The organism is Caulobacter sp. AP07 (assembly GCF_000281955.1).
Classification (GTDB): domain Bacteria; phylum Pseudomonadota; class Alphaproteobacteria; order Caulobacterales; family Caulobacteraceae; genus Caulobacter.
This window is the reverse complement of the sequence record NZ_AKKF01000073.1, coordinates 1-22,871: the sequence shown is the minus strand read 5'-3', so window position 1 is coordinate 22,871 and position 22,871 is coordinate 1. Positions and strand designations below refer to the sequence as shown.

Sequence of the window (22,871 nt, the reverse complement as noted above, 5' to 3'; positions counted from 1 at the left end):
CCCCCCCCAGCCACGAGCGGCCGCCGGGCACGTGGCTGGCCAGGTTGCCGGAGATGAAGATGTTGACCTGGGTGGCGCTGGCCGCCAGGGCCCCGGGGATGGCCTTGCCGATCAGGGCCCTCACCTCGGGGGTCAGGCGCGGCAGCCGCCAGTGGACCTTGGCGCCGGACTTGTTGACGCCCCAGGTCAGCAGGGCGGCCTGGGCCACGCCCGCCACCACCACGCCGACCGAACCCCACTGGGCGGCGCCCACGGCGCTGGCCTGCGGCAGGATGAAGGCCAGGGTGGCGATGTTCAGCAGCACCGGCGCGCCGGCCGACAGCACGAAGCGGTCGCGGGCGTTCAGCACCCCCGACAGGTGGGCGACGATGGCCATGCACGGCAGGTAGGGCATGGTGATCTGGGTCAGCAGCACCGCCAGCTTGTACTTGGCCGGATCGGCCGCGAAGCCGGGGCTGATCAGCATCATCAGCCAGGGCATGGCCAGCTGGCAGACCACGGTGATGAGGATGGTCGAGGCCGCCAGGGTGGCCATGGCGTCGCCGGCCAGGATGTCGGCCTTCTCCTCGCCGTCGATCTGCAGCGACTTGGCGTAGGCCGGCACGAAGGCCGCGGCGAAGGCCCCCTCGGCGAAGAACCGGCGGAACAGGTTAGGGAAGGCCAGGGCGGCGTTGTAGGCGTCGGCGGCCGGGGTGGCGCTGGCCCCCATGCGGTAGGACACCGCTAGGTCGCGGGCGAAGCCCATGAACCGGCTGACCAGGGTCAGGCCCGAATAGATCGCCGACGAGCGCAGCAGCCCGCCGGGCTTCTTCGGCGCGTCGGCCGGCGGGGCGATTTGTTCGGGGGGGGCGGTGTCGGTCACGGACGGCTTCTGCGGGTTGGACGCGGGGGCGTCAAGCGAGGGCGGAGGGTGGGGAGGACCTTGGCGGGGAATCCGTGGCTTTCGATGGGTGCTCGGGGAGGATTTTCGATGCAGGGCCAATAAGGCGGCCGAGAGGCCGGCGGCTCACGCGGAGAATCTCCTGGCGACCTGACGGCTGGCGCCCCCGATCCGTCCCCGGTACGCTGACGCTTGGTGAGACACGGACCCAGAGCGTAACCGCGATGCCCAAGACGACGACGATCATCGGTTGGGGCCAGCGCCTGGGCGCGGCGGGCGTCGTCGTCGTGGCCCTGGCGGTCACGCACTACGTCTACAGCGACCACAGAAAGGCCGCCGCCGCCGAGGCCGCGTTCTGGAGTCTGGACGGCCCGCCCTGTCCGACGGTGGACGCGGCGACCTATGCGCGATCGGGTGGCGAGCCCAAGGTCACCGCCTATGACGGCGTCAGTTTCGAGTATCGCGTCGGCCACATGATGTGCACGCTGAGACCCGACACGCGCGGCGGGGGCGAGCATCCCGTCTGCCAGTTCACCGGGCCCGTGCTGCTGGGCGTGAAGACGCCCACGACGACGGCCTATTTCGCGCCGACCGGCATGAACGCCGTCCGCGCCGCCGTCATCGACGGAAAGGCCCGCTGCGTGCTGATCCACCGGTTCGAGATGAAGGACCATCGGTAGGGGGTCACCGAACCCATCACCTCGCGGGGGACATGCACTCACGGCAAAGTCCCTGCAAATCGATCCCCGAACCTGGGATGAGTGCGTGTCCCCACCGCCATCCCCGGCGTCAGATCTTCTTTCCGAACAGAGGCGTCAAACCCGAACTCATCGGACGACGAAGGGGACACGCACTCACATCGAGCGCCTCGCGAACTGGGTCAGGCCCTGCCATGAGTGCGTGTCCCCGGTTCCGCCGAGCCGCTCCACTGCAAGCGTTCGGCGTCCACGACTTCGCCGCCCATGTGCTCGACGAACGCCGCCCGTATGGCGTCCTTGCACCCTTGCCACCTGGCGAGGTCGCTGTTTGGATTCTGGTCGTCGGCCAGGAAGACCCACTCCACGAACTGGTCGGCGGTGACCGGCCCGCGGGGCGGGATGAACAGGTCCACATGGAGCGGCAAGCCATGCTTGGTGCAGCCGCAGAAGCCCTGTTCCGCGCAGACCACATGCATCAGGGCGTCGTATCCGGTCTTGGCTTCGGTCATACCTTCCACTATCGCACCCCTCCCAAACGCCCACCATGGACAGAGGAAAGCGCGCGCCTCTCCTCAGGGCGCGTCGCTCTTACCGGCCAAGCGTCGCACGACGGCGGCCACCGCCTTCTCAACGCGAGGGACCGGATCACTCAGGCTAGCGTCACGTAGGGTCTGCACAATCAGCGGCGTTTCGGGCTGGTCTGGCAGTTCGGCCCGGATTGGGGGACGAGCTGACGGATGCGGGCAGTAGACATTCAAGAGTGCGTCTATTGCGACGAGACTTATGGGTCGCCCCGCAGTGAGCCATCTTGAGGCGACCTCCCAGGTCAAGCCTGACCTCGCCGCCAGATATCCCCAACGATCCGAAACCGGGGAGCTTACAGTGCGCTCGATCCAGTCGAGGACTTGGGGCGAGTGAAAGTCCACCAGCGCCAAGGCCGAGACGGAAATGTCCCTGCCACCTGCGGCCTCAACGGCTTGAAGAGCACGCGGAACGGCCTCCGAGGCCGGGAGGCAGGCAGCAGCGGACTTTAGGAAGGCGAAGAGCGTGCCTGACTTGGCGCCATTATCCCACCTTGCTGATACCCAGTCGTGCGCGGCGGGGCCCAGGGCCGCCGCCACTTCGAAACATCGACTTTCGATCCAAGGTATGGCGCGCGCCTTCATGAGCTGTGACATCGTCAGCAGCAGAAGATCCGGGGCATACGCCTTTAGCGCCGCGACAACGGGCTCTTCCAAACGCCAGCGCGTAAAGGTGTAGTCGAAAAGCTTCGGCAGGTCGGCCCGAACACCCTCCAGCGTCGGAGCGGGGAATAGGGCTGCCTGGAGAACCGGGATTCGGTTCTGATCGGCCACGCCGTCTTCGGAATAGAAGTCGTCATGGAGCAGAAACGTGAGGGGGCCGTGGAGAGCCGCGAGCCTGAACCACTCTAACGGGCGCAACGCCAGGCTCTCCAACCTGCTGGCACAGCCTCGACAAACCAAAAACGGTCGCCCCTCATCGCCACTTTCCACGCGACTGCCAACCGGTTCAGTGAGGCAAGCTTGGCAGGAGGCGGCGAGGGTCATACTAGCCCGAATAGCGGACGATTTGAACTTCGCCTATGGGTCGAAAGCCGACATCAGCCCCGCGCCACCAATCCACCAGCTACCGCGCCACGCTGGCCCGCGCCCGTTTCAGCCCCGGCCGCGTGCTCGGCGCCCCGGCCTCGTTCTGCTCCAGCGCCGCCAGCAGGTCGGCCTTCAGCGTCGTGACCTTGCGCACGTCGGCCAGTTTGCCGCCCTCCGAGGTCTGCACGTAGAAGGCGTCGACCGCCCGCTCGCCGTAGCCGTCGATGTGGGCCGACTGGATGGACAGGCCGTTGTCGGCCAGGGTGCGGGCCAGGGCCTGCAGCAGGCCCGGACGGTCGCGGCCCGAGGCCTCGACCACCGTGGCCTCGTTGGAGGCCTCGTTGTCGACCACCACCGTGGGGGCGATCGAGAAGGCGGCGGTGCGCGACTGCTCGCCGCCACGCCGGGGCTCCATGACCAGAGGCTCGCCACGACCGGCCGCCTCCAGGGCGTCGGCCATGCGGCGCAGGGCGCGGGGGTTCTCGCAGCCCAGCGGCGCGCCGGTCACGTCCTGCACATGGAAGACGTCCAGGGCCTGGCCCTGGCGCGAGGTGAACACCCGGGCCCCGACGACATTGCCGCCCAGCGAGGAGATGGCCAGGGCCAGGTCGGCGAACAGGCCGCGACGGTCCTTGGCGGCGACGACGATCTCGGCGGCGTTGGCGCCGGCCGGCACCCGGCCCTCGGCGGCGGCCCCGCCCTGGATGGCGGCGCGGCGGGCCAGGGCGGCGTGGTCCTGCAGGTCCTGGGTCGAGAAGGCCCCGAAATAGGCCGCCTCCATGGCCTGGGCCCAGCCCTTGGCGGCGGGGTCGGCCTGGACCAGGGCGTCGCGGGCCTCTTCGGCGGCGGCCTCCTGGTGGCGCTGGACGCTGGCGGCGGCGTCGCTGCCGCGCCCGCCGCGGAACACCGCCTCGGTGGCGTTGTAGAGCTCGCGCAGCAACTGGCCCTTCCAGCCGTTCCAGACGCCCGGCCCGACGGCCCGGATGTCGGCGACGGTGATCACCAGCAGCAGGCGCAGGCGCTCGGGGTTCTCGACGATGCGGGCGAAGGCGGCGACGGTGCCGGGGTCGGCGACGTCGCGCTTCTGGGCGAAGTCGCTCATCACCAGGTGGTTCTCGACCAGCCAGGCCACCAGCTCGACCTTGGTGCGCTCGACGCCCAGGCGCTCGCAGGCGCTGCGGGCGCTGCGGGCCCCGGCCTTCTCCTGGCCGCCCACCCCGCCCTTGCCGGTGTCGTGCAGCAGCATGGCCAGGAACAGGGCCTCGCGGTCCTCGATCAGCGGCATGATCGACACGGCCAGCGGATGGTCGTCGACCAGCCGGCCGGCGGCCATGTCGCCGATCAGGCCGACGGCCCGCAGGGTGTGCTCGTCCACCGTGTAGGAGTGGTACATGTTGAACTGCATCTGGGCGACGATGCGCCCGAACTCGGGGATGAACCGGCCCAGCACCCCGGCGTCGTTCATCAGGGTCAGGGTGCGGTAGGAGCGCTTGCCGTAGGCCAGCAGCCGCAGGAACGCCTCGGTCGCCAGCGGATCGCGGCGGACCTTCGAGGTGATCAGGTTGAGGTTGCGGGTCACCGCCGTGAAGGCGTCGGGGTGCAGGTCCAGGTCGCGCTCGTCGGCGGTCTTGAACAGCCGGATCAGGTTGACCGGGTCGTTCTCGAACACCGCCGGGCCGTCGATGTTCAGCCGGCCGCCGTCTTCGTAGAAGCCGGGGACGTCCAGCGCCTTGCGCTTGGGCCGGCCGCCGCCGGGCAGGAAGCGGGAAATGCCCTTGGGCTCGTTCTTGAAGTGCTCGGCTTCCAGCTTGGCCGAGAAGGCGCGGGTCAGGGCCCCGACCTCCTTGGCGACCAGGAAGTAGCGGCGCATGAAGCGCTCGACCGCCGGGGCGTCGCCCCGGTCGCCATAGCCCATGCGGCGGGCGATCTCGGGCTGCAGGTCGAAGGTCAGCCGCTCCTCGGGCCGGCCGGTGGTGAAGTGCAGGTGGGCCCGCACGGCGTGCAGGAAGTCGAAGGCGCGGATGAAGCCCTTGGCCTCGCGGCGGTCGAACACCTCCAGCTTGAAGACGTCCTCGGGCCGATCGACCGGGTGCAGGTACTCGGCGATCCACATCAGGGTGTGCAGGTCGCGTAAGCCCCCCTTGCCCTCCTTGACGTTGGGCTCGACCATGTAGCGGCTGGCCCCGGCCCGGGCCTGGCGGTCGTCGCGTTCCTTGAGCTTGGCGGCCACGAAGGCGGCGCCGGTGCCCTTCATGACGTCGTCGCGGAACCGCCGCTTCAGCTCGTCGCCCAGCCGCTCGTCGCCGGTCAGCCGGCGGGCCTCGAGGATCGTGGTGCGGATCGTGAAGTCCTCGCGCGACAGCCGCACGCATTCCTCGATGGTCCGCGAGGCGTGGCCGACCTTGAAGCCCAGGTCCCACAGCGCATAGAGCATGAACTCGATGACGCTCTCGGCGTGCGGCGTCTGCTTGTAGGGCCGCAGGAACAGCAGGTCGATGTCGCTGAACGGCGCCAGGGTGCGCCGGCCGTAGCCGCCGACCGCCAGCAGGCACAGGCGCTCGCCCTCGGTCGGGTTGCGGGCCCGGAACACGTGGACGGTGGTGAAGTCGTAGAGGGCGGTGATCACCTCGTCGGTGACGCCGCTGAGCAGCCGGGCCGTCTCCAGGCCGCCGGCCCCGTTTTCCAGCCGCTCCTTGGCGATCATCCGGCCGCGAAACAGCGCCTGCTTGAGAATCTCGATGGCGCGGGCCCGCTGGGCGGCCTCGTCGCCGATCAGGTCGAGGGCGGCGGCCGACAGCCGCGCGCGCAGGGCGTGGCCGTCGACGACATGTTCCAGCGGGGTGGGGCGAAGGCGGCGGGGCATGGCGGTTATATGGTGTTCCCAGGGCGTGGCCGCCGAAAGCCCAAACTGTGGTTCGGCGACCATCACGCTCCCACTATAGGACCTCAGGCCTTGAGCAGAGCCTTAAGACGATAAAGCGCGTCCAGGGCCTCGCGCGGGCTCATGCCATCGACATCCAGGTCTTCCAGGGCCGCGTCGGTGCGGCTGGGCGCCGCTTGAACAGGCGCCGAGACCGGTGCGTGGCTGGCGAACAGCGGCAGGTCGTCGAGCTTGGCCGGTGATTCGGTCTTGCTCTCCAGGCGGTCGAGCACCTCCTTGGCGCGGGCCACCACCTGCGGCGGCACGCCCGCCAGCTTGGCCACCTGCACGCCGTACGAGCGGTCGGCCGGCCCGGTGGCGGCTTCGTGCAGGAACACCAGGTCGCCGTTCCATTCCTTGGCCCGCAGGCTGAGGTTGGAGACATGGGCCAGCCGCGTCTCCAGCGTCGCCAGCTCGTGATAGTGGGTGGCGAACAGGGCGCGGCAGCGGTTGGTGTCGTGCAGGGCCTCGGCGCAGGCCCAGGCGATGGCGAGGCCGTCATAGGTGGCCGTGCCCCGGCCGATCTCGTCGAGGATCACCAGGCTGCGCGGGCTGGCCTGGGTCAGGATGGCGGCGGTCTCGACCATCTCCATCATGAAGGTCGAGCGGCCGCGGGCCAGGTCGTCGCCGGCCCCGACGCGGCTGAACAGCCGGTCGACCACGCCGAGGCGCAAGGACTTGGCCGGCACGTAGCAGCCGGCCTGGGCCAGGATGGCCAGCAGGGCGTTCTGGCGCAGGAAGGTCGACTTACCGGCCATGTTGGGGCCGGTGACGATCGACAGCCGCGCCCCGGCCTCGCCGGCCGCGTCCAGGCAGCAGTCGTTGGGGGTGTAGGGGTCGCCGGCCCGCCTGACGGCGGCCTCGACCACCGGGTGGCGGGCGGCCTTGGCCTCGAAGGCCAGGGACTTGTCGACGGTCGGCCGCACCGCGCCGCTGTCCTCGGCCCATTCGGCCAGGGCGGCGGCGACGTCCAGCCGGGCCAGGGCCTCGGCGGCCATCTGGATCGGTTCGGCCAGGGCGACGGCCTCGGCGCGCCAGTCCTCGAAGGCGGCGACCTCCATGGCCAGGGCCCGCTCGGCGGCCTGGGCGATGCGGGCGTCCAGGTCGGCCAGCTCGACGGTGGTGAACCGCACCTGGTTGGCCAGGGTCTGGCGATGGATGAAGACAGCATTCAGCGGCGGCTGGAACAGCGGGTCCGCCTTGCCGGCCGTGGCCTCGACGAAATAGCCGAGCACGCCGTTGTGGCGGATCTTCAGCGGCACGCCGCTTTCCTGGACCAGGCGGGTCTCCAGGGCGGCGACCACCCGGCGGCTGTCGTCGCGCAGGGCGCGGGCCTGGTCGAGCTCGGGACGCACCCCGGCCGCGACGTAGCCGCCGTCGCGGGCCAGGGCCGGCAGGTCGGGGCCCAGGCCGACTTCCAGCTGTTCGAGCAGGCGCGAAACGCCCTCCTGCAGCGCCGGGGTCAGGGCCTTGAGCGCCCCTTCCAGCTCGGCGGGCGGCGGCGACAGCGGGTCGCCCGAGCCGCCGACCATGCCGGCCAGCTTCTCGCCGGTCTTCAGGCCGTCCTTCAGGCAGCCCAGGTCGCGCGGGCCGCCCCGGCCCAGGGCCAGGCGGGACAGCGCGCGGGCCATGTCGCCGGCCCCCTTCAGCACCTCGCGCAGGCGTTCGCGCAGCGGCCGGTGGTCGACGAACCACTCGACGGCGTCGAGGCGGGCGTCGATGGCGTGGGGGTCGAGCAGCGGCCGGGCCAGGCGCGAGGCCAGCAGGCGGGCCCCACCGGCCGTGACCGTGCGGTCGATGACGGCCAGCAGCGAGCCATTGCGGTCGCCGCCCTGGGTGCGGTCGATCTCCAGGCTGGAGCGGGTGGCCGGGTCGATCGACATCACGTCGGCCTCGGCGGCGCGGCGCGGGGCGCGCAGGGCCGGCAGCCTGCCGGCCTGGGTCATCTCCAGGTGGGCGGCGATCAGGCCCAGGGCCCCGATCTCGGCCGACGAGAGCCCACCGAACCCGTCGAGGGTGTCGACGCCGTACAGCCGCTTGACCCGGGTCTCGGACGCCTGCGGCTCGGACAGGGCCGAGGGCATCGGCTGGATCAGGCCGCCGCAGATCTTCAGGGTCTGGGACAGGTCGTCGTCCGACAGCAGGCGGTCGGCGACCAGGGTCTCGGACGGGGCCAGGGCGGCCAGGATGGCCCCCACGGCGCTCTTGGCGACCAGGAAGCACTCGACCTCGCCGGTCGACAGCTCGACGGCCGCCACGGCCGCCTGGCCGGCCCGTACCGCGACAGCAGCGAGGCGGTTGGCGCCGCGCGCGTCCAGCAGGCCGTCCTCGGTCAGGGTGCCGGGGGTGACCACCCGGACGATGTCGCGGCGGACCACCGACTTGGAGCCGCGCTTCTTGGCCTCGGCCGGGTCTTCCATCTGCTCGCAGACGGCGACCTTGAAGCCCATGCGGATCAGCTTGGACAGATAGGCCTCGGCCGCGTGGTGCGGCACGCCGGCCATCGGGATCGGCTGGCCGTTATGGTTGCCCCGGAAGGTCTGGGAGATGCCCAGGGCGGCGGCCGCCCGGATCGCGTCGTCGAAGAACAGCTCGTAGAAGTCGCCCATCCGGAAGAAGATCAGCGCGTCGGGCTGGCGGGTCTTCATCTCGAAGAACTGCTGCATCACCGGCGTCGCGCCGGTGGCGTCGAAGGTCTGGACGGGCGAGGAGGCGGGGGCGTTCATCCGACGGGAAACTACAGAGCGTCGCGGCCCGCGTTAAGGGTTCACGTGCGATTTGCCGGAAGAAGACCAGGGGCGGCCGCGCGCCCGGGGCGCGCGGCCGCTGAAAGCCTAGGCCTTCTTCTGGAGCTTCTTCATCTTCTCCAGCGGCAAGGCCTTGGGAACCTTGTCGGCTATGCATTGGCCGCCACCGGCGGGGATGCAGCCGTTGTAGATGCAGTTCGCGATGAAATCGTCGACGCAGACCTGCCACTCGGTGGTGCCGCGTTCATAATACGGATCGCAGAACCACCAGGCCTGCTCCTGACAGTAGGTTGGCCGCGCGACGGCTGGCGCGCTGACCATCGCTGTCGACGCACCCAGGATCAGGGCCAGGCCGAGCATCGTCAGTTTCTTTCGAGTTTGCATTGAACACCCTCTTCGGTTGCGCCGAGCGCGCATGTCATGAGGATTCACAACTCGAAGTTTTTCAATCTTAAAGAGCACAAAACCGCGTAATAACCTGTGGTCGCCCCATGGAGCGCCGACACGCGCCGGTTCGGCTGTCAGCGGGAGGCTCTCAAGAACGCCCCGAAGACCCGCTCGACGATCTCCAGCGTGTCGCGGCGCAGGGGGGCCGGGTCCCGCGCCTCGCCGATCAGCAGGGCGGCTTCGCAGAGCATGGCGGCGATCATCCGCGCGGCCAGCACCGGGTCGCTGGCCTCGAACCGTCCCGCCGCCTTCATCTCCGAGACCGCCGCGACCATCATGCCGATGGCGTAGCGGTCCTCGATCGCCCGGCAACGGACGGCGCCGAGCACGGCGGGGGCGTCCTCGATGACTAGGCGGCGGTAGTCGGGCTCGACACAGGCTTCCAGGAAGGCCGCCGCGCCGGTCAGCAGGCGCTGGCGGGGGTCGGCGACGCCGCCCGCCGCGCGCCGCACATGGTCGGCGGCCTTGGCCTGCAGGCGCTCGACCAGGGCCTCGAACAGCGCCGCCTTGTCCTCGAAGTGGTGGTAGAAGGCGCCGCGCGTCACCCGGGCCGCCCGGGCGATCGCCTCGACGCCGGCCTGGCCGTAGCCGTCGGCCACGAACAGCACGCGCGCCGCCTCGAGCAGCGCCTCGCGCGTCGTCTCCGCATACTCCTCGCGCCGCGATCTCACCGATTCCGAGCCCATGGCGACACCGTACATATTGACAACTCACATGCGTAGATACATCTGACATACCGATTGTATGTTTGATGCAATCATCACTCGGAGAGACGTCCATGTACGATTTCCATGAACCCGCCGCGACCTACCAGGTCCCGACCGCCGCCCAGATCGCCGCCGCCCAGGACTGGGTCGCGCGCTTCGAGGCCCGCTGGGCCCGCCCCGACGCGGACGCCCTGCGCGACCTGATGCACCCCGAAACCCGCAACCTGATCCCGCCGATGGCGGCGCCGGGCGACCGCGAGGCCGTGGTCGAGCACTTCCGGGGCGTGCTGGCCATGCTGCCGGACTTCGTCCTGCGCGTCGTGCGCTGGGCGCCGGTGGGCGACACGGTGATCATCGAGTGGGAAGGGGCCGCCACGGTGGCGGGCAAGCCGCTGACCTGGCGCGGCGTCGACCGCATCAGCCTGCGCGGCGACAAGATGTACGAGGGCCAGGTCTATTGGGACACCCGCGGCCTGGCCGAGCGGATCGGCGCGGCCATGGCGGCCTGAACGATCCAAGTCCGCCTGAAACGACGAAGGGCCCGGAACGCGCGTTCCGGGCCCTTCTCGTATGGCGTCGAAAGGCGCCGCTAGCTGCCGGTCACTTCTTCCCAGAACCGCTTGGCCTTGCCGACGAAATTGGCCGACTTGGGGTTCTGCTTCTCGCTGCACAGGGTGGCCAGCTCGTTGAGCAGCTCCTTCTGGCGCGCCGACAGGTGGGTCGGGGTTTCCACGAACAGTTCGACCACCAGGTCGCCGCGCTGGCGACTGCGCAGGGACGGCATGCCCTTGCCCTTGAGGCGGACGGTCTTGCCGGTCTGGGAGCCTTCGGGAACCTTGACCGTGATGCGGCAGGCGCCGTCGCAGGCCTCGCCGCCGAGCAGGCAGGGGGCTTCGATGTCGCCGCCCAGGGCCGCGACGGTCATCGGCACCGGCACGGTGCACAGCAGGTCCAGACCATCGCGCTCGAACAGTTCGTGCGGGATCACCGACAGGAAGAGATAGAGGTCGCCGCGCGGGCCGCCGCGGGCCCCGGCGTCGCCTTCGCCGGCCAGGCGGATCCGGGCGCCGTCATCGACGCCGGCCGGGATGCGCACCGACAGCACGCGCTCGCGGCGCACCTGGCCGTGGCCGTGGCAGCCGGTGCAGGGGTCGAGCACCAGGCGGCCCGAACCGCCGCAGCGGGGGCAGGCGCGCTCGACCGCGAAGAAGCCCTGGGTGGCCCGCACGCGACCGGCGCCGCCGCACGTGCCGCAGACCGTCGGGTTGGTGCCGGGCTTGGCGCCCGAGCCGTCGCAGACCTCGCAGGTGATGGCGGCGGGAACCTTGATCTCGACCTCGGCGCCCGCATAGGCCTGCTCGAGGGTGATCTCCAGGTCGTAGCGCAGGTCCTGGCCGCGCTGGGGACCATTGTTGGCCTGGCGCCGGCCGCCGCCGAACATCTCGCCGAACACGTCGCCGAACACGTCGTTGAAGATGTCGCTGGCGTCGCCGCCGCCGAAACCGCCGCCTTGCTGGCCATTGACGCCGGCATGGCCGAAGCGGTCGTAGGCGGCGCGCTTCTGGGCGTCCGACAGCACCGAATAGGCTTCGTTGATTTCCTTGAACCGCGAGGAGGCGTTCTCGCAACCGCCGTTGCGGTCGGGATGGTGCTCCATCGCCATCTTGCGGAAAGCGACCTTGAGGGCGGCGTCATCGCAGCCTCGGGTCACGCCCAGGACGTCGTAATAGTCGCGCATCGTCAGGGTCGATCACTAGCCATGGTGGATAAGGAGGTGGGAGCGCTCCCGCCCGGCCGCAAGCGGTGGGCAGGAGCCTTGTTCCCGAAAGGCGCGGGGGAAGGAACCGTGGTCACGTTTTCCGCCCCGCGACCCATCGTCACGCCGAAGGCTTGGAGTCGTCGACTTCTTCGAACTCGGCGTCGACGACACCGTCATCGGCGGCGGCTTCGTCACCTTCGCCGTCGCCCTGCTGGGCGCTGTACATGGCTTCACCCAGCTTCATCGAAGCCTGGATCAGCGCCTGGGTCTTGGCCTGGATAGCCTCGACGTCCTCGCCTTCCAGCGCCGTCTTCAGCTCGGTCAGGCCGGTCTCGATGGCGGTCTTCTCGGCCGGGCCGACCTTGTCGCCGTGCTCGGCGAAGGCCTTCTCGGTCGAGTGGACGATGGCCTCGCCATGGTTCTTGGCCTCGACCAGCGCCTTCTTCTTGTCGTCCGAGGCCTTGTTGGCCTCGGCTTCCTTGACCATGCGCTCGATGTCCGCGTCCGACAGGCCGCCATTGGCCTGGATGCGGATCGAGTGCTCCTTGTTGGTCGCCTTGTCCTTGGCGTGGACGTTGACGATGCCGTTGGCGTCGATGTCGAAGGTGACCTCGATCTGCGGCACGCCGCGCGGCGCCGGCGGAATGCCCTGCAGGTCGAACTGACCCAGGAACTTGTTGTCCACCGCCATCGGGCGTTCGCCCTGGAAGGCGCGGATGGTCACGGCCGACTGGTTGTCGTCGGCGGTCGAGAAGGTCTGCGAGCGCTTGGTCGGGATGGTGGTGTTGCGTTCGATCAGCGGGGTGAACACGCCGCCCAGGGTTTCGATGCCCAGGGTCAGCGGGGTCACGTCCAGCAGCAGCACGTCCTTGACGTCGCCTTGCAGCACGCCGGCCTGGACGGCGGCGCCCAAAGCGACCACTTCGTCCGGGTTGACGCCCTTGTGGGGTTCGCGGCCGAAGAAGTCCTGCACCGCCTGCTGGACCTTGGGCATGCGGCTCATGCCGCCGACCAGGATCACTTCGTCGATGTCGCTCTTCTTGAGGCCGGCGTCCTTCAGGGCCTGCTCGCACGGACCGATGGTGCGGGCGATCAGGTCTTCGACCAGGGCTTCCAGCTTGGAGCGCGACAGCTTGATGTTCAGGTGCAGCGGACCCGACGCGTTCATCGAGATGAAGGGCAGGTTCACTTCGTACTGAGCCGTGCTGGACAGCTCCTTCTTGGCCTTTTCAGCTTCTTCGCGCAGGCGCTGCAGGGCCAGCTTGTCCTTGCGCAGGTCGACGCCCTGCTCCTTCTTGAACTCGTCGGCCAGGTAGTCGACGATCCGCAGGTCGAAGTCCTCGCCGCCCAGGAAGGTGTCGCCGTTGGTCGACTTCACCTCGAAGACGCCGTCGCCGATTTCCAGGACCGAGACGTCGAAGGTGCCGCCGCCCAGGTCGTAGACGGCGATCTTCTTGCCGTCGTTCTTGTCCAGGCCGTAGGCCAGGGCGGCCGCGGTCGGCTCGTTGATGATGCGCAGGACTTCCAGGCCGGCGATCTTGCCGGCGTCCTTGGTCGCCTGACGCTGGGCGTCGTTGAAATAGGCCGGAACGGTGATCACGGCCTTGGTGACGGTCTCGCCCAGATGGGTCTCGGCCGCTTCCTTCATCTTCTGCAGGATGAAGGCGGAAACTTCCTGCGGCGAGTAGTCCTTGCCGTGGGCCTTGACCCAGGCGTCGCCGGTCGGACCCTTGACGATCTCGTAGGGGACCATGGCCTTGTCCTTGGCCACGACCGGATCGGCGAAGTTACGGCCGATCAGACGCTTGATCGCGAAAAGGGTGTTGGTCGGGTTGGTGACGGCCTGGCGTTTGGCGGGCTGGCCGACAAGGCGCTCGCCGTCCTCGAGGAAGGCGACGACCGAAGGCGTGGTGCGAGCGCCTTCGGCGTTCTCGATCACCTTCGGGGTCTTGCCGTCCATGATGGCCACGCACGAGTTCGTGGTGCCAAGGTCGATACCGATAATCTTGCTCATGTTGAGACCTGCAGCTCCTAATGGCGGACGGCGGTGACAAGGGCCTTAAGGCAAGCGCCCCGGTTTTTCTCGAGCCGTCCCCGTCTGGTCGCGTTCTAACGGTTGATCCAAATCCTCGCCGCTCAAAACGACGGTCGAAACCGGCGTCCGTGCGGAAAGCGTTCGTTCAATCGAAGTTGACGGGCTCGTCAACCCCGCTTCGCAGCCGGATATGGGGGATAGGTACCAGCCTGCAAGCCCAATCCCGCATGGAAAGAAGGGGAATCGCGACTCGACGCGAAAATGGCCGCGCTTAAAAAAGCGCGGCCATTCCGTCGGATAGGTCGCCAGCGCGGCTCAAATGCCGCAACTCGCGTTCGGTGAATCCGCTCAGAGAGCGTGTTCGCCCTGAGTCCTAGCCTTTCTTGGCGACCCAGGCGGTGATCTGCGGCAGGGCGGCCTTGCGGGCCTTGATGCGATCGGTGATCGAGGCCACCGATTTTTCGGCCTCGCCGCGCGAGCCGGCCGGCAGGTTGGCGGCGGCGTAGGCGGTGACCTTGCCCACCATGGCCGGATCGGCCGAACCCTTCGCCAGACCGGGGATGAACTTGGTCGAGGAGGCCGCGTCGACCTTGGCGTTCACCGCCTCCTTGTGGGCGACGGCGAAGTCGAAGGCCATGTCGGGATGCAGCTTGGCGACCGTCGAGATCATGTTGGCCGACAGGGTCTCGCTGGGCTCGCCGCTGATGGCCAGGTCCAGGGCCTTGGCGGCCAGGGCGTCGTCTTCCACCGCGGCCAGCTGGGTATAGAGCTGGTCGCGGATCAGCGGGGTCTTCTCGGCCTTGGCCTGGGCGCGCAGGGCGTCCCAGGTCGCGGCGTCGGCGTTGCGGGCCACGGTGGCCAGGATCGCCTTGCGCAGCGGGCCGGGCACGGCGGTCGGGTCGGTCTTGTCGGCGGCGTACCGACGCTTGGCCTCGGCGACCACCGCCGGATCGCCAAGAACGCCCAGCGAGGTGATCAGGGTGGAGCGCAGGGTGGCCACCGGGCCGGCTTCGCCCGGCTTGGCCGTCCAGCCGACCTGCGCGAACGCCGGCGACAGGCGGGCGACGGCCAGTTTGCGGAAAGCCGCGCGGTCGGCGGGCGCGCTGTCGTACATGCCGTTGATGCTGGTCAGGACGCTCGCGACCTTGCCCCACACCTGCGGATCGGCGTCGGCCGGCGTGGCCTGGACCAGGTCCAGGGCGTCGGTGACGGCCTGCTGGCCGTTCAGGCCCAGGGCCCAGGCGTCGGAGATCACGCCCAGTTGGTCGATGGCCGGCAGCTTGGCGTAGCTGGCCGAGACGCCGGCGAAGGCCTTGGGCGTGTAGAGGGTGCGGAAATAGCCGGACTGGCCGGCGTTGACGACCACCGGGCCGCAGCCGTCGACGCTCAGCGCGCCCTTGCCACTCTCGACCAGGGTCTTGGACACCGTGCTGGAGCCCACGACCTGGGCCGAGACCGGCACCCGCCAGGCCAGGGGGGTCTTGGTCGGCTTGTCGCGGCTGAACTCGCCCTGGGTCAGGCTGACCGGGGTCTTGCCGGCCACGCAGGCGCCGGTGTCGACGGTGATCAACGGGATGCCCGGCTGCAGGGTGAAGTCGTGGGCGATGGCGGTGATCGGCTGGCCGGCGGCGGCCTCGACCTCGCGCCACAGGTCGTCGGTCTGGGTGTTGCCGTGGGCGTGGGCCTTGATGTAGCGGCGCACGCCGTCGCGCCAGGCCTCGGGGCCGACATAGGCCTCGAGCATGCTGATGACCGCCTGGCCCTTTTGATAGGTGATGCCGTCGAAGGCCTGGCTGGCCTGGTCGACGGTCTCGACGTGCTGCACGACGGGGTGGGTGGTGGCCAGCGAGTCCAGGCCCATGGCGTATTCACGCCCGCCGACCGCGCCCAGCTGGCTATTCCATTCGGGGTGGAAGTGTTCGGTGGCCTTGCCTTCCATCCACGAGGCGAAGCCCTCGTTCAGCCACAGGTCGTCCCACCACTGCATGGTGACCAGGTCGCCGAACCACTGGTGGGCCATTTCGTGGGCCACGGTGGTGTAGATGTTCTGACGGTCGGCCTGGGTCGAGATCGCCGGGTCGTCCAGCAGGGCGTACTCGAAGTAGAAGATCGCGCCCCAGTTCTCCATGGCGCTGAAGAACTGGCTCTGGCCAGGGGCGGCGATGTGGTCCAGCTTCGGCAGCGGATAGGGGGCGCCGAAATAGTCGTTGTACCACTGCAGGATCGGGCCCGAGGACTTCAGGGCGAAGTCGGCCTTGGCCAGGTCGCCCTTCTTGGTGATCACGCCCATCTCGACGTCGCCGACCTTGGCGGTGGCGCGGTCGAACTCGCCCAGGCCGAAGAACAGCAGGTAGGTCGACATCTTCGGCGAGGTGGCGAAGGTCACGCGGCTTTTGCCGCCGCCCAGATCCTCGGTCTTGGCGATCGGCATGTTGCCGATGGCCATCTGGCCGGTCGGGACGGTGACCCGCATGTCGTAGGTCGCCTTGAAGAACGGCTCGTCCCACGACGGGATGAACCGGCGGGCGTCGGAGTTCTCGAACTGGGTGTAGAGGGCGCGCTTCTTGCCCTGATCGGTGTCGTAGTCGAGGGCGAACAGGCCGGCGGCCTGCTTGTAGATCTTGCCGCTGTAGTCGATGGCCAGGACGTGCGGGCCCTTGGTCACCAGCTTGTCGAAGGTGAAGGTGGCGGTCTGGGCCTCGGCGTCGACCGCGACCTTGGCCGGGCCGTAACCGGCCAGCTCGACCTTGGAGAAGGCCAGGTCGGCGGCCTGCAGGGTGATGGTCTTGGTCGGGGTCGTCACCTCGACCGCGATCTTCACCGAGGCGGTGAAGGTCAGCTTTTCCGCATCGGGCGTGAAGGCCAGGTCATAGTGGGTGGGCGTGACGCCGCGCGGCAGCTGGGTGGTCACCGTCGCGGCGGTGATCGAGGGTTTGGCGATCGCTGGCTTGAGGGGGGCGGTCGTGGCGGCGAGGGCCGAACCGGCGGCAAGAACGAGCGCGGCGGCCGCCGCTGAGGAGAGAAGTCGACGCATGAACGGCCCTGGATTGCAAAAAATGTTCGGCGATTATGCCGGGCGGCGCAAACCAACACTGTCCTGGCGCGCCTGGCGCATTAAATCTGCGTAATGATCAAACCGCTGAGCATCGTACCGGGGTTCGACCTCTGGCCGGGCCTGCTGGACCCAGGGGCCCAGGCCGACCTCGCGCGCCTGACCCTGGCGGCGATCGAGGCCGCGCCCCTGACCCATTACGACACCGCCTACGGCAAGGCGATGAGCGTGGCGATGAGCAGCTTCGGGCCGCTGGGCTGGACCAGCGACAAGGCCGGCTATCGCTACGCCCAGCGCCACCCGGGGACGGGCCAGCCCTGGCCGGCCATGCCCCGGGCCCTGCTCGACCTGTGGGCGGCGCTGGGCGATCCGGAAATCCCGCCGGACTCCTGCCTGATCAACCTCTATCGCGACGAGGCCCGCATGGGCCTGCACCAGGACCGCGACGAGGCCGACCCGCGCTTTCCGGTGCTGTCGATCTCGCTGGGCGACACGGCGGTGTTCCGGATCGGCGGGCCGTCGCGCAAGGACCCGACCCGGTCCCTGCGGCTGTCGTCCGGCGACGTCTGCCGGCTGTCGGGCCCGGCGCGCCTGGCCTTTCACGGCGTCGACCGCATCCTGCCGGGTTCGTCCGGCCTGGTTCCGGGCGGAGGGCGGATCAATCTGACGCTGCGGCGGGCCGGGGCGGGTTAGGTCCTCCCCCTGTGGGGGAGGGGTCGGCGAAGCCGACGGTGGGGGGGAATGATAGGCAGGTGGCCGCCTACGGGATCGACGACCCTAATTCTCCCCCCACCGGCCTTCGGCCGCCTCCCCCACAGGGGGAGGACCTTGTAACGAAAAAAGGCCGCCCCAGCGGGACGGCCCTTCATCATCTCGAAAACCGAAACCCTCAGCCGCGCAGCTTGCGGGCGATGGTTTCCAGGTCCTGGCTGAGGACCGGGTCCTCGGCGCGCAGGGCCTCGATGCGGCGCACGGCGTGCAGGACGGTGGTGTGGTCGCGGCCGCCGAACCGCCGGCCGATGTCGGGCAGCGAGCGGGTGGTCAGTTGCTTGGCCAGCCACATCGCCGCCTGGCGGGGGCGGGCGATGGCGCGGTTGCGGCGCTCGCTCAGCAGGTCGGCCTGTTTCATGCCGTAGTGCTCGGACGTGGCCTTCTGGATGTCGTCGATGGTGATGCGCTTCTCGCCGGCCCGCAGGTGCGGCCGCAGGATCGCCTGGACCTCGTCCAGGGTCAGGCGCGACACGCCTTCGCCGGCCCGGGCCGACAGGGTGTTGAGCGCGCCTTCCAGCTCGCGGACGCTGTCGGTGAAGCGGTCGGCCAGGAAATGCAGGACCTCGATGCGCAGGGTCGGCTCGAAGCCGTGCTGGCGCGACAGGGCCTGCAGCTTGCGCTCCAGGATGCCCAGGCGCAGGGCGCGGTCGGCCGGCTCCAGGCCGCAGACCAGGCCCGCCGACAGGTGCGAGCGCAGGCGGGCGTCCATCTCGGTCATCGCCGCCGGGGCGCGGTCCGAGGAGAACACCACCCGGCGACCGTCCTCGACCAGGGCGGTCAGGGTGTGGAACAGCTCTTCCTGGCTCGACTGCTTGCCGGCGATGAAGTGCACGTCGTCGATGATCAGCAGGTCGGCGCCGCGCAGCTCTTCCTTGAAGGCCGTGGTCTGGCGATCCATCACCGCCCGCACGAAGGTCGACAGGAAGCGCTCGGCGGTCAGGTAGACCACGCGTTTGGTCGGGGCCTGGCGCATGGCCTCCCAGGCCAGGGCGTTGAGCAGGTGGGTCTTGCCGAAGCCGTAGGGGCCGTGGAACAGCACCGGATTGAAGTGGCCGTCAGCCCAGCTCGCCACCCGGCGGGCCACGGCGTGGGCGAATTCGTTGGCGGGACCCGGCACGAAGGTGTCGAAGGTGAAGCGCTCCTGCAGGCCCTGGACGGGCGAGGGGCGGGCGCCGTTGGTCGGGGCCAGGGCCGGGACGTCGCTGGAGACGGGCAGGACGATCTCGATCGGCTCGGCCTTGGTCTCGCCATAGGTCCCCATGGCGGCGGACGAGGCGCCGGCGGCGGCCTCGAATTCCAGGCGCGATTTGAGCTCCAGGCGGCGCGCGGTCGCGTCGTTGGCGGCCCACAGCTCGCTGACGCGACGCCAGGCGCTGCGACGAATCCAGTCGCGGGCGATGCCGGTGGGGGTGACCAGCACGACGTCGCCGGCCTGGCCTTCACGCAGCACGGCCGGCGCGATCCACGAGCCAAAGGCGGCGTCGCCCAACTCGCGCTTCAGCACCATGCAGACCTTGTTCCAGACGACGCCGGCCGGTTCGCAGGCAACCGTCGAGAACGCGGCCGAAAACTCCTGACTCACTAACCCGCCCTTGATCGTCATCGGTCATCGCCTCGTGCACATTGTCATATTTCTGCCCCGATCGCCGCCCCCCATGGCGCACGACCGCGTCCTCTTCGCGCTCCCATTCCATGCGCACACGGGGGCTTGATCGGCGAACGCAAGGGTTCGGCCGCCACCAGTGATCTCCATGGACTGGAAGAGCGTTGAGACGCTTAAACTAGCCAGCGGCCCCTGCCGGTCAAACGGAAAACTTGCGTCCGATCGCGGATATTTCTGTTGACTCGCCAGAGCGCCTCGCCCGCCAAGGGAATGCAGTTTCGGACCCTTGGGTTGAAGGCGCAGAATGTCTCGCGGACAATCCGAGGGTTGTGGATTTTGCATAGAAAAAGCCGACCGAGTTTCCTCGATCGGCTTCTCTAAGTCTTTGATTTCGCTGACCGAACGACGTTCGGTCGGAAACTGGATTAGGCCGCGGCCTGATCAAGCTTCTTCAGGCGAGCCGCCAGGCGCGAAACCTTGCGCGAGCCGGTGTTGGGGTGGACGACGCCCTTGGACACGGCGCGCATCAGTTCGGACTGCGCTTCGATGAAAGCGGCCTTGGCGACGGCGGCGTCGCCGGCGGCCAGGGCGTCTTCGAACTTGCGCAGGAAGGTGCGGACGCGCGAGCGACGAGCGGTGTTCACTTCGGTGCGACGAGCGATCTTGCGGATCGCTTTCTTGGCGCCGGGATTATTGGCCATAGTTCGGACCTTCAAACGGACAGCCGCGCGGGCAGCCGCGAAGCAGGAGAAATCAAGAGCGCGCGGATATACGGGAAGGGGCCCTTTGGGTCAATCCATCCAGGCCCTAGAATCTTCCGCCCGGATCAAACGGGCGTTCACGTCCCCTTGAACGCCGGCTTCCGCTTCTCGACGAAGGCCGCCATGCCTTCCTTCTGGTCGTCGAAGGCGAACAACGAATGGAACAGGCGCCGCTCCAGGGCCACGCCGGTGCTCAGCGTCGTCTCATAGGCGGCGTTGACCAGTTCCTTGTTCATCGCCGTGGCCAGGGGCGACTGGGCGGCGATCCTGGCGGCGACGGCCAGGGCCTCGTCCACCAGCGTGTCGGCCGGGAAGATCCGCGACACCAGGCCGGCCCGCTCGGCCTCCTCGGCGCCCATCATCCGGCCGGTCAGGATCATGTCCATGGCCTTGGACTTGCCGACCAGGCGGGTCAGGCGCTGGGTGCCGCCGATCCCGGGCGCGACGCCGAGGTTGATCTCGGGCTGGCCGAACTTGGCGGTGTCGGCGGCCAGGATGAAGTCGCACATCATCGCCAGCTCGCAGCCGCCGCCCAGGGCGTAGCCCGCCACCGCGGCGATGATCGGCTTGCGGGTCCCCTCGATGGCCCGGGCCCCGGCGGCGAAGAAGTCGTCCTTGAACATCTGGGCGTAGGACTTGTCCGACATCTCCTTGATGTCGGCCCCGGCCGCGAAGGCCTTGGCCGAGCCGGTGACGACGATGCAGCCCACCGCGTCGTCGGCCTGGGCCGCCGCCAGGGCCAGGGCCAGGTCGGCCAGCAGGGCGGTGTTGAGGGCGTTGAGGGCCTCGGGCCGGTTCAGGCGGATCAGGGTGACGCCGGGCGCGGCCTCGGGGGTCTCGACGATCAGGGTCTGGTATTCGGCCATCGGCGGGTCTCCTGTTGAGCGCCGCTGTTATAGAGGGGCCGGCGGCGTTGGGGAGTCCCCGGGGGGTGGGCGGGCGACGAACGTTCGTTACTCGAAGGGACCATCCGTTGCGGCGCGACGCTCTGCGATCGAACAAGGGCCATCTTCGACCCCTTGCGGTCGTTGAGCGCTGACCTCTCGTGTCTCGATGCGCGGGGGAGACGGCGATCAGGTGTTCACCCCTTCGTGCGAACGCTCCATGGCGCGCCTGTAGGCGTCGCGGCCGGTGGTGCGGGCGAGGTAGGCCTGTTCGGCGTCGCCGAGGGTGATCCCGCAGTTCCGTTGGCCCAGGTTCAGGGCGTAGGTCACCGAGATGTCGGCGGCCGTGAAAGCCTCGCCGGCAAGGTAGGGCGAGTCGGCAAGCCGTTGGCTGACAAGCTTCAGCCGCTTCTGGAACGACCGCAGACACCAGGTCGCGCCCCAGTTCTCCCGCTCGGCGTCGGGCGCGATGAAGCGGCTGACGACGACGGGCATCATCAGGGTCGCGAGGCCGGCTTCGCCCAGGTGCAGAAATTGCTGGTAGGCGGGGAAGGTCGGATCCTGCGGCGCGGGCGCCAGCGGCATCGGCCCGTAGCGGGCCATCAGGTACTCCATGATCGCGATCGACTCGACCATGACGACGTCGCCGTCCTGGATCGCCGGGATGTAGTCGGCGGGGTTGACCGCCAGGAACTCGGGGTCCTGCTCGGCGGCCAGCATGTCCACCTGCCGCACGCGGTAGGGAAGGCCCATCTCCTCCAGCACCCATACGACCCGGATCGATCGCGAGGTCTGTCCGCCCCAAACGGTGATCATGCGCCGGCCCTTTCCCGGTGTGACTGAGGATCGACCGTAGCGGACCTCATATGACCGTGGCGCTCAAGGCATATCGAAGACGAGCAAGCCAGGCGCATCGAGAGGCAGTTGTGCGACGACCTCGCCAGCGGGGTTTATGATCGCGGTCGGGCCCCACGCAACGCACCCGTCCCGCGCGCCCGTCACGTCCGAGGACATCAACCAGAGGCCGGTCTCGCGACATCGCTCTCCGCGCACCGCGTTGTGTTTGTCCTTCCATTCGATCGCCGCCTGTCGCGGCATCATGTTGTTGGCGGGACAAAGGAGCAGTGAGGCTCCCTGCTGCGCCACGCTCAGTGCGGCGTCGGCGAAGTTGGTGTCGAAGCAGATGTTGACGCCGAAGCGCAGGCCTTCGACGTCGAAGGTCGGCGCCTCATCCCCAGGTCGAAAGCAACGTTCTCCGCCCAGCAAACGCCGCTTGCGATAGCGGCCCACCACGGACCGGCGAAAGATGACCACGGCCGTATTGTAGAGGTCGTCGCCTTCCGCCTCGATGAGGCCGACGACGGTCGTCGGCGCGCGCTCAGGCAGTTGATCGAGGAGGTTCACGAACTGCTGTGAGCGCAGGTCAAGCGCGTTCCGGCGGGCCACTTCGCTGTCAGTCAGATAGCCTTGGAGAAAGCCTTCGGGCAGGCATAGCAGCGAGGCGCCTTCGAAGCGCGCCTGCTCCATCACCCCCGCCAGATAGCCAAGCGCGCCGGGCACGTCCTCGCGAAACTCTGGCGTCTGGGCGGCGGCGATACGCATGATTCTGGCTGAGTCCGTGACGGGGTGAGGATAGCGGGGCGATGCCCGCTCACCCCCATAGCCGACGTTCGAAAGGTCTGCTTGTCGAACCGCCATCCGCCTCGGACGCGGGGCGGGTGTTTGGGCGCGCGCGGAGCCGGGGACATGCCCTCACGACGGAACGTCGGCCGGATTGCCGAGCGGTCGAGGTGAGTGCGTGTCCCCCAAGTCGTCCACGGGGCTTGCCGGAGGGGCTCGGGGCGACGGTGGGGACACGCACTCACCCTGGCGCCCTGGCACGATTTCGAAGGCCTTGCCGTGAGAGCATGTCCCCGGCGGGGATCCAGCCGCGTCCATCCCCGTCAGCGGCGGGAAAAACCCAAACCTTTTCAATGCCCTGAAGAAAAATCAGCGTC

Annotated in this window: 18 protein-coding genes; 3 read left to right on the top strand and 15 right to left on the bottom strand. The window is 68.8% G+C overall.

Features of this window, described 5'->3' with window-relative positions; all coding sequences use genetic code 11:
- A partial coding sequence (locus PMI01_RS05355; RefSeq protein WP_007664852.1) for a lipid II flippase MurJ occupies window positions 1-862 on the bottom strand: 862 nt, incomplete at its 3' end.
- A 242-nt stretch (window positions 863-1,104) separates the two neighbouring features.
- On the opposite strand from PMI01_RS05355, the gene PMI01_RS05350 reads away from it, so the two are divergent.
- Window positions 1,105-1,560, top strand: a complete 456-nt coding sequence (locus PMI01_RS05350) for a hypothetical protein (protein WP_007664851.1) — start codon at window positions 1,105-1,107, stop codon at window positions 1,558-1,560.
- 200 nt (window positions 1,561-1,760) lie between these two features.
- On the opposite strand, the gene PMI01_RS05345 is transcribed toward PMI01_RS05350, so the two are convergent.
- The 6 genes from PMI01_RS05345 to PMI01_RS05320 all read right to left on the bottom strand — a co-directional run bounded on the left by PMI01_RS05345 (window position 1,761) and on the right by PMI01_RS05320 (window position 10,003).
- The gene (locus tag PMI01_RS05345) at window positions 1,761-2,087 is read right to left on the bottom strand and encodes a hypothetical protein (RefSeq protein ID WP_035034748.1); all 327 of its coding nucleotides are present in this window, start codon (window positions 2,085-2,087) and stop codon (window positions 1,761-1,763) included.
- A gap of 63 nt (window positions 2,088-2,150) precedes the next feature.
- A complete protein-coding gene (locus PMI01_RS05340; RefSeq protein WP_157223683.1) occupies window positions 2,151-2,933 on the bottom strand; it encodes a hypothetical protein in 783 nt (260 codons plus the stop codon).
- Between the two features lie 292 nt (window positions 2,934-3,225).
- Complete coding sequence (locus PMI01_RS05335; RefSeq protein ID WP_035034745.1) at window positions 3,226-6,051, bottom strand: [protein-PII] uridylyltransferase; 2,826 nt, start codon at window positions 6,049-6,051, stop codon at window positions 3,226-3,228.
- Window positions 6,052-6,134: 83 nt separating this feature from the next.
- Window positions 6,135-8,834, bottom strand: a complete 2,700-nt coding sequence (mutS, locus tag PMI01_RS05330; RefSeq protein ID WP_007664843.1) for a DNA mismatch repair protein MutS — start codon at window positions 8,832-8,834, stop codon at window positions 6,135-6,137.
- 108 nt (window positions 8,835-8,942) lie between these two features.
- Entirely contained in the window at window positions 8,943-9,239 is a 297-nt protein-coding gene (locus tag PMI01_RS05325) for a hypothetical protein (protein ID WP_007664841.1), read from the bottom strand.
- A gap of 137 nt (window positions 9,240-9,376) precedes the next feature.
- Window positions 9,377-10,003 (bottom strand): TetR/AcrR family transcriptional regulator, encoded by a 627-nt coding sequence (locus tag PMI01_RS05320; RefSeq protein ID WP_007664835.1) that lies wholly within the window; start codon window positions 10,001-10,003, stop codon window positions 9,377-9,379.
- Window positions 10,004-10,080: 77 nt separating this feature from the next.
- Between PMI01_RS05320 and PMI01_RS05315 the strand changes: the two genes are divergently transcribed.
- A complete protein-coding gene (locus PMI01_RS05315; RefSeq protein WP_007664832.1) occupies window positions 10,081-10,518 on the top strand; it encodes a nuclear transport factor 2 family protein in 438 nt (145 codons plus the stop codon).
- 80 nt (window positions 10,519-10,598) lie between these two features.
- Here PMI01_RS05315 and dnaJ read toward each other — a convergent pair whose 3' ends face one another.
- The 3 genes from dnaJ to PMI01_RS05300 all read right to left on the bottom strand — a co-directional run bounded on the left by dnaJ (window position 10,599) and on the right by PMI01_RS05300 (window position 16,837).
- The gene (gene dnaJ, locus PMI01_RS05310) at window positions 10,599-11,747 is read right to left on the bottom strand and encodes a molecular chaperone DnaJ (RefSeq protein ID WP_007664828.1); all 1,149 of its coding nucleotides are present in this window, start codon (window positions 11,745-11,747) and stop codon (window positions 10,599-10,601) included.
- Between the two features lie 139 nt (window positions 11,748-11,886).
- Window positions 11,887-13,782, bottom strand: coding sequence for a molecular chaperone DnaK (dnaK, locus tag PMI01_RS05305; RefSeq protein ID WP_007664822.1), 1,896 nt, complete (start codon window positions 13,780-13,782; stop codon window positions 11,887-11,889).
- 394 nt (window positions 13,783-14,176) lie between these two features.
- Window positions 14,177-16,837 (bottom strand): M1 family metallopeptidase, encoded by a 2,661-nt coding sequence (locus PMI01_RS05300; protein ID WP_007664816.1) that lies wholly within the window; start codon window positions 16,835-16,837, stop codon window positions 14,177-14,179.
- 93 nt (window positions 16,838-16,930) lie between these two features.
- On the opposite strand from PMI01_RS05300, the gene PMI01_RS05295 reads away from it, so the two are divergent.
- A complete protein-coding gene (locus PMI01_RS05295; RefSeq protein ID WP_007664814.1) occupies window positions 16,931-17,548 on the top strand; it encodes an alpha-ketoglutarate-dependent dioxygenase AlkB in 618 nt (205 codons plus the stop codon).
- Window positions 17,549-17,744: 196 nt separating this feature from the next.
- Here the strand turns inward: PMI01_RS05295 and dnaA are convergent, their stop codons facing one another.
- From dnaA to PMI01_RS05270, 5 genes are all read right to left on the bottom strand, one after another.
- Window positions 17,745-19,229: a chromosomal replication initiator protein DnaA gene (dnaA, locus tag PMI01_RS05290; RefSeq protein ID WP_007664812.1), complete on the bottom strand. Its 1,485-nt coding sequence runs from the start codon at window positions 19,227-19,229 to the stop codon at window positions 17,745-17,747.
- 425 nt (window positions 19,230-19,654) lie between these two features.
- Window positions 19,655-19,930: a 30S ribosomal protein S20 gene (gene rpsT, locus PMI01_RS05285; protein WP_007664810.1), complete on the bottom strand. Its 276-nt coding sequence runs from the start codon at window positions 19,928-19,930 to the stop codon at window positions 19,655-19,657.
- A gap of 137 nt (window positions 19,931-20,067) precedes the next feature.
- Window positions 20,068-20,856, bottom strand: a complete 789-nt coding sequence (locus tag PMI01_RS05280) for an enoyl-CoA hydratase (RefSeq protein WP_007664807.1) — start codon at window positions 20,854-20,856, stop codon at window positions 20,068-20,070.
- A 207-nt stretch (window positions 20,857-21,063) separates the two neighbouring features.
- Window positions 21,064-21,690: a glutathione S-transferase family protein gene (locus tag PMI01_RS05275; RefSeq protein ID WP_007664803.1), complete on the bottom strand. Its 627-nt coding sequence runs from the start codon at window positions 21,688-21,690 to the stop codon at window positions 21,064-21,066.
- 63 nt (window positions 21,691-21,753) lie between these two features.
- Window positions 21,754-22,476 (bottom strand): carbon-nitrogen hydrolase family protein, encoded by a 723-nt coding sequence (locus PMI01_RS05270; RefSeq protein ID WP_007664801.1) that lies wholly within the window; start codon window positions 22,474-22,476, stop codon window positions 21,754-21,756.
- Window positions 22,477-22,871: the final 395 nt, after the last annotated feature.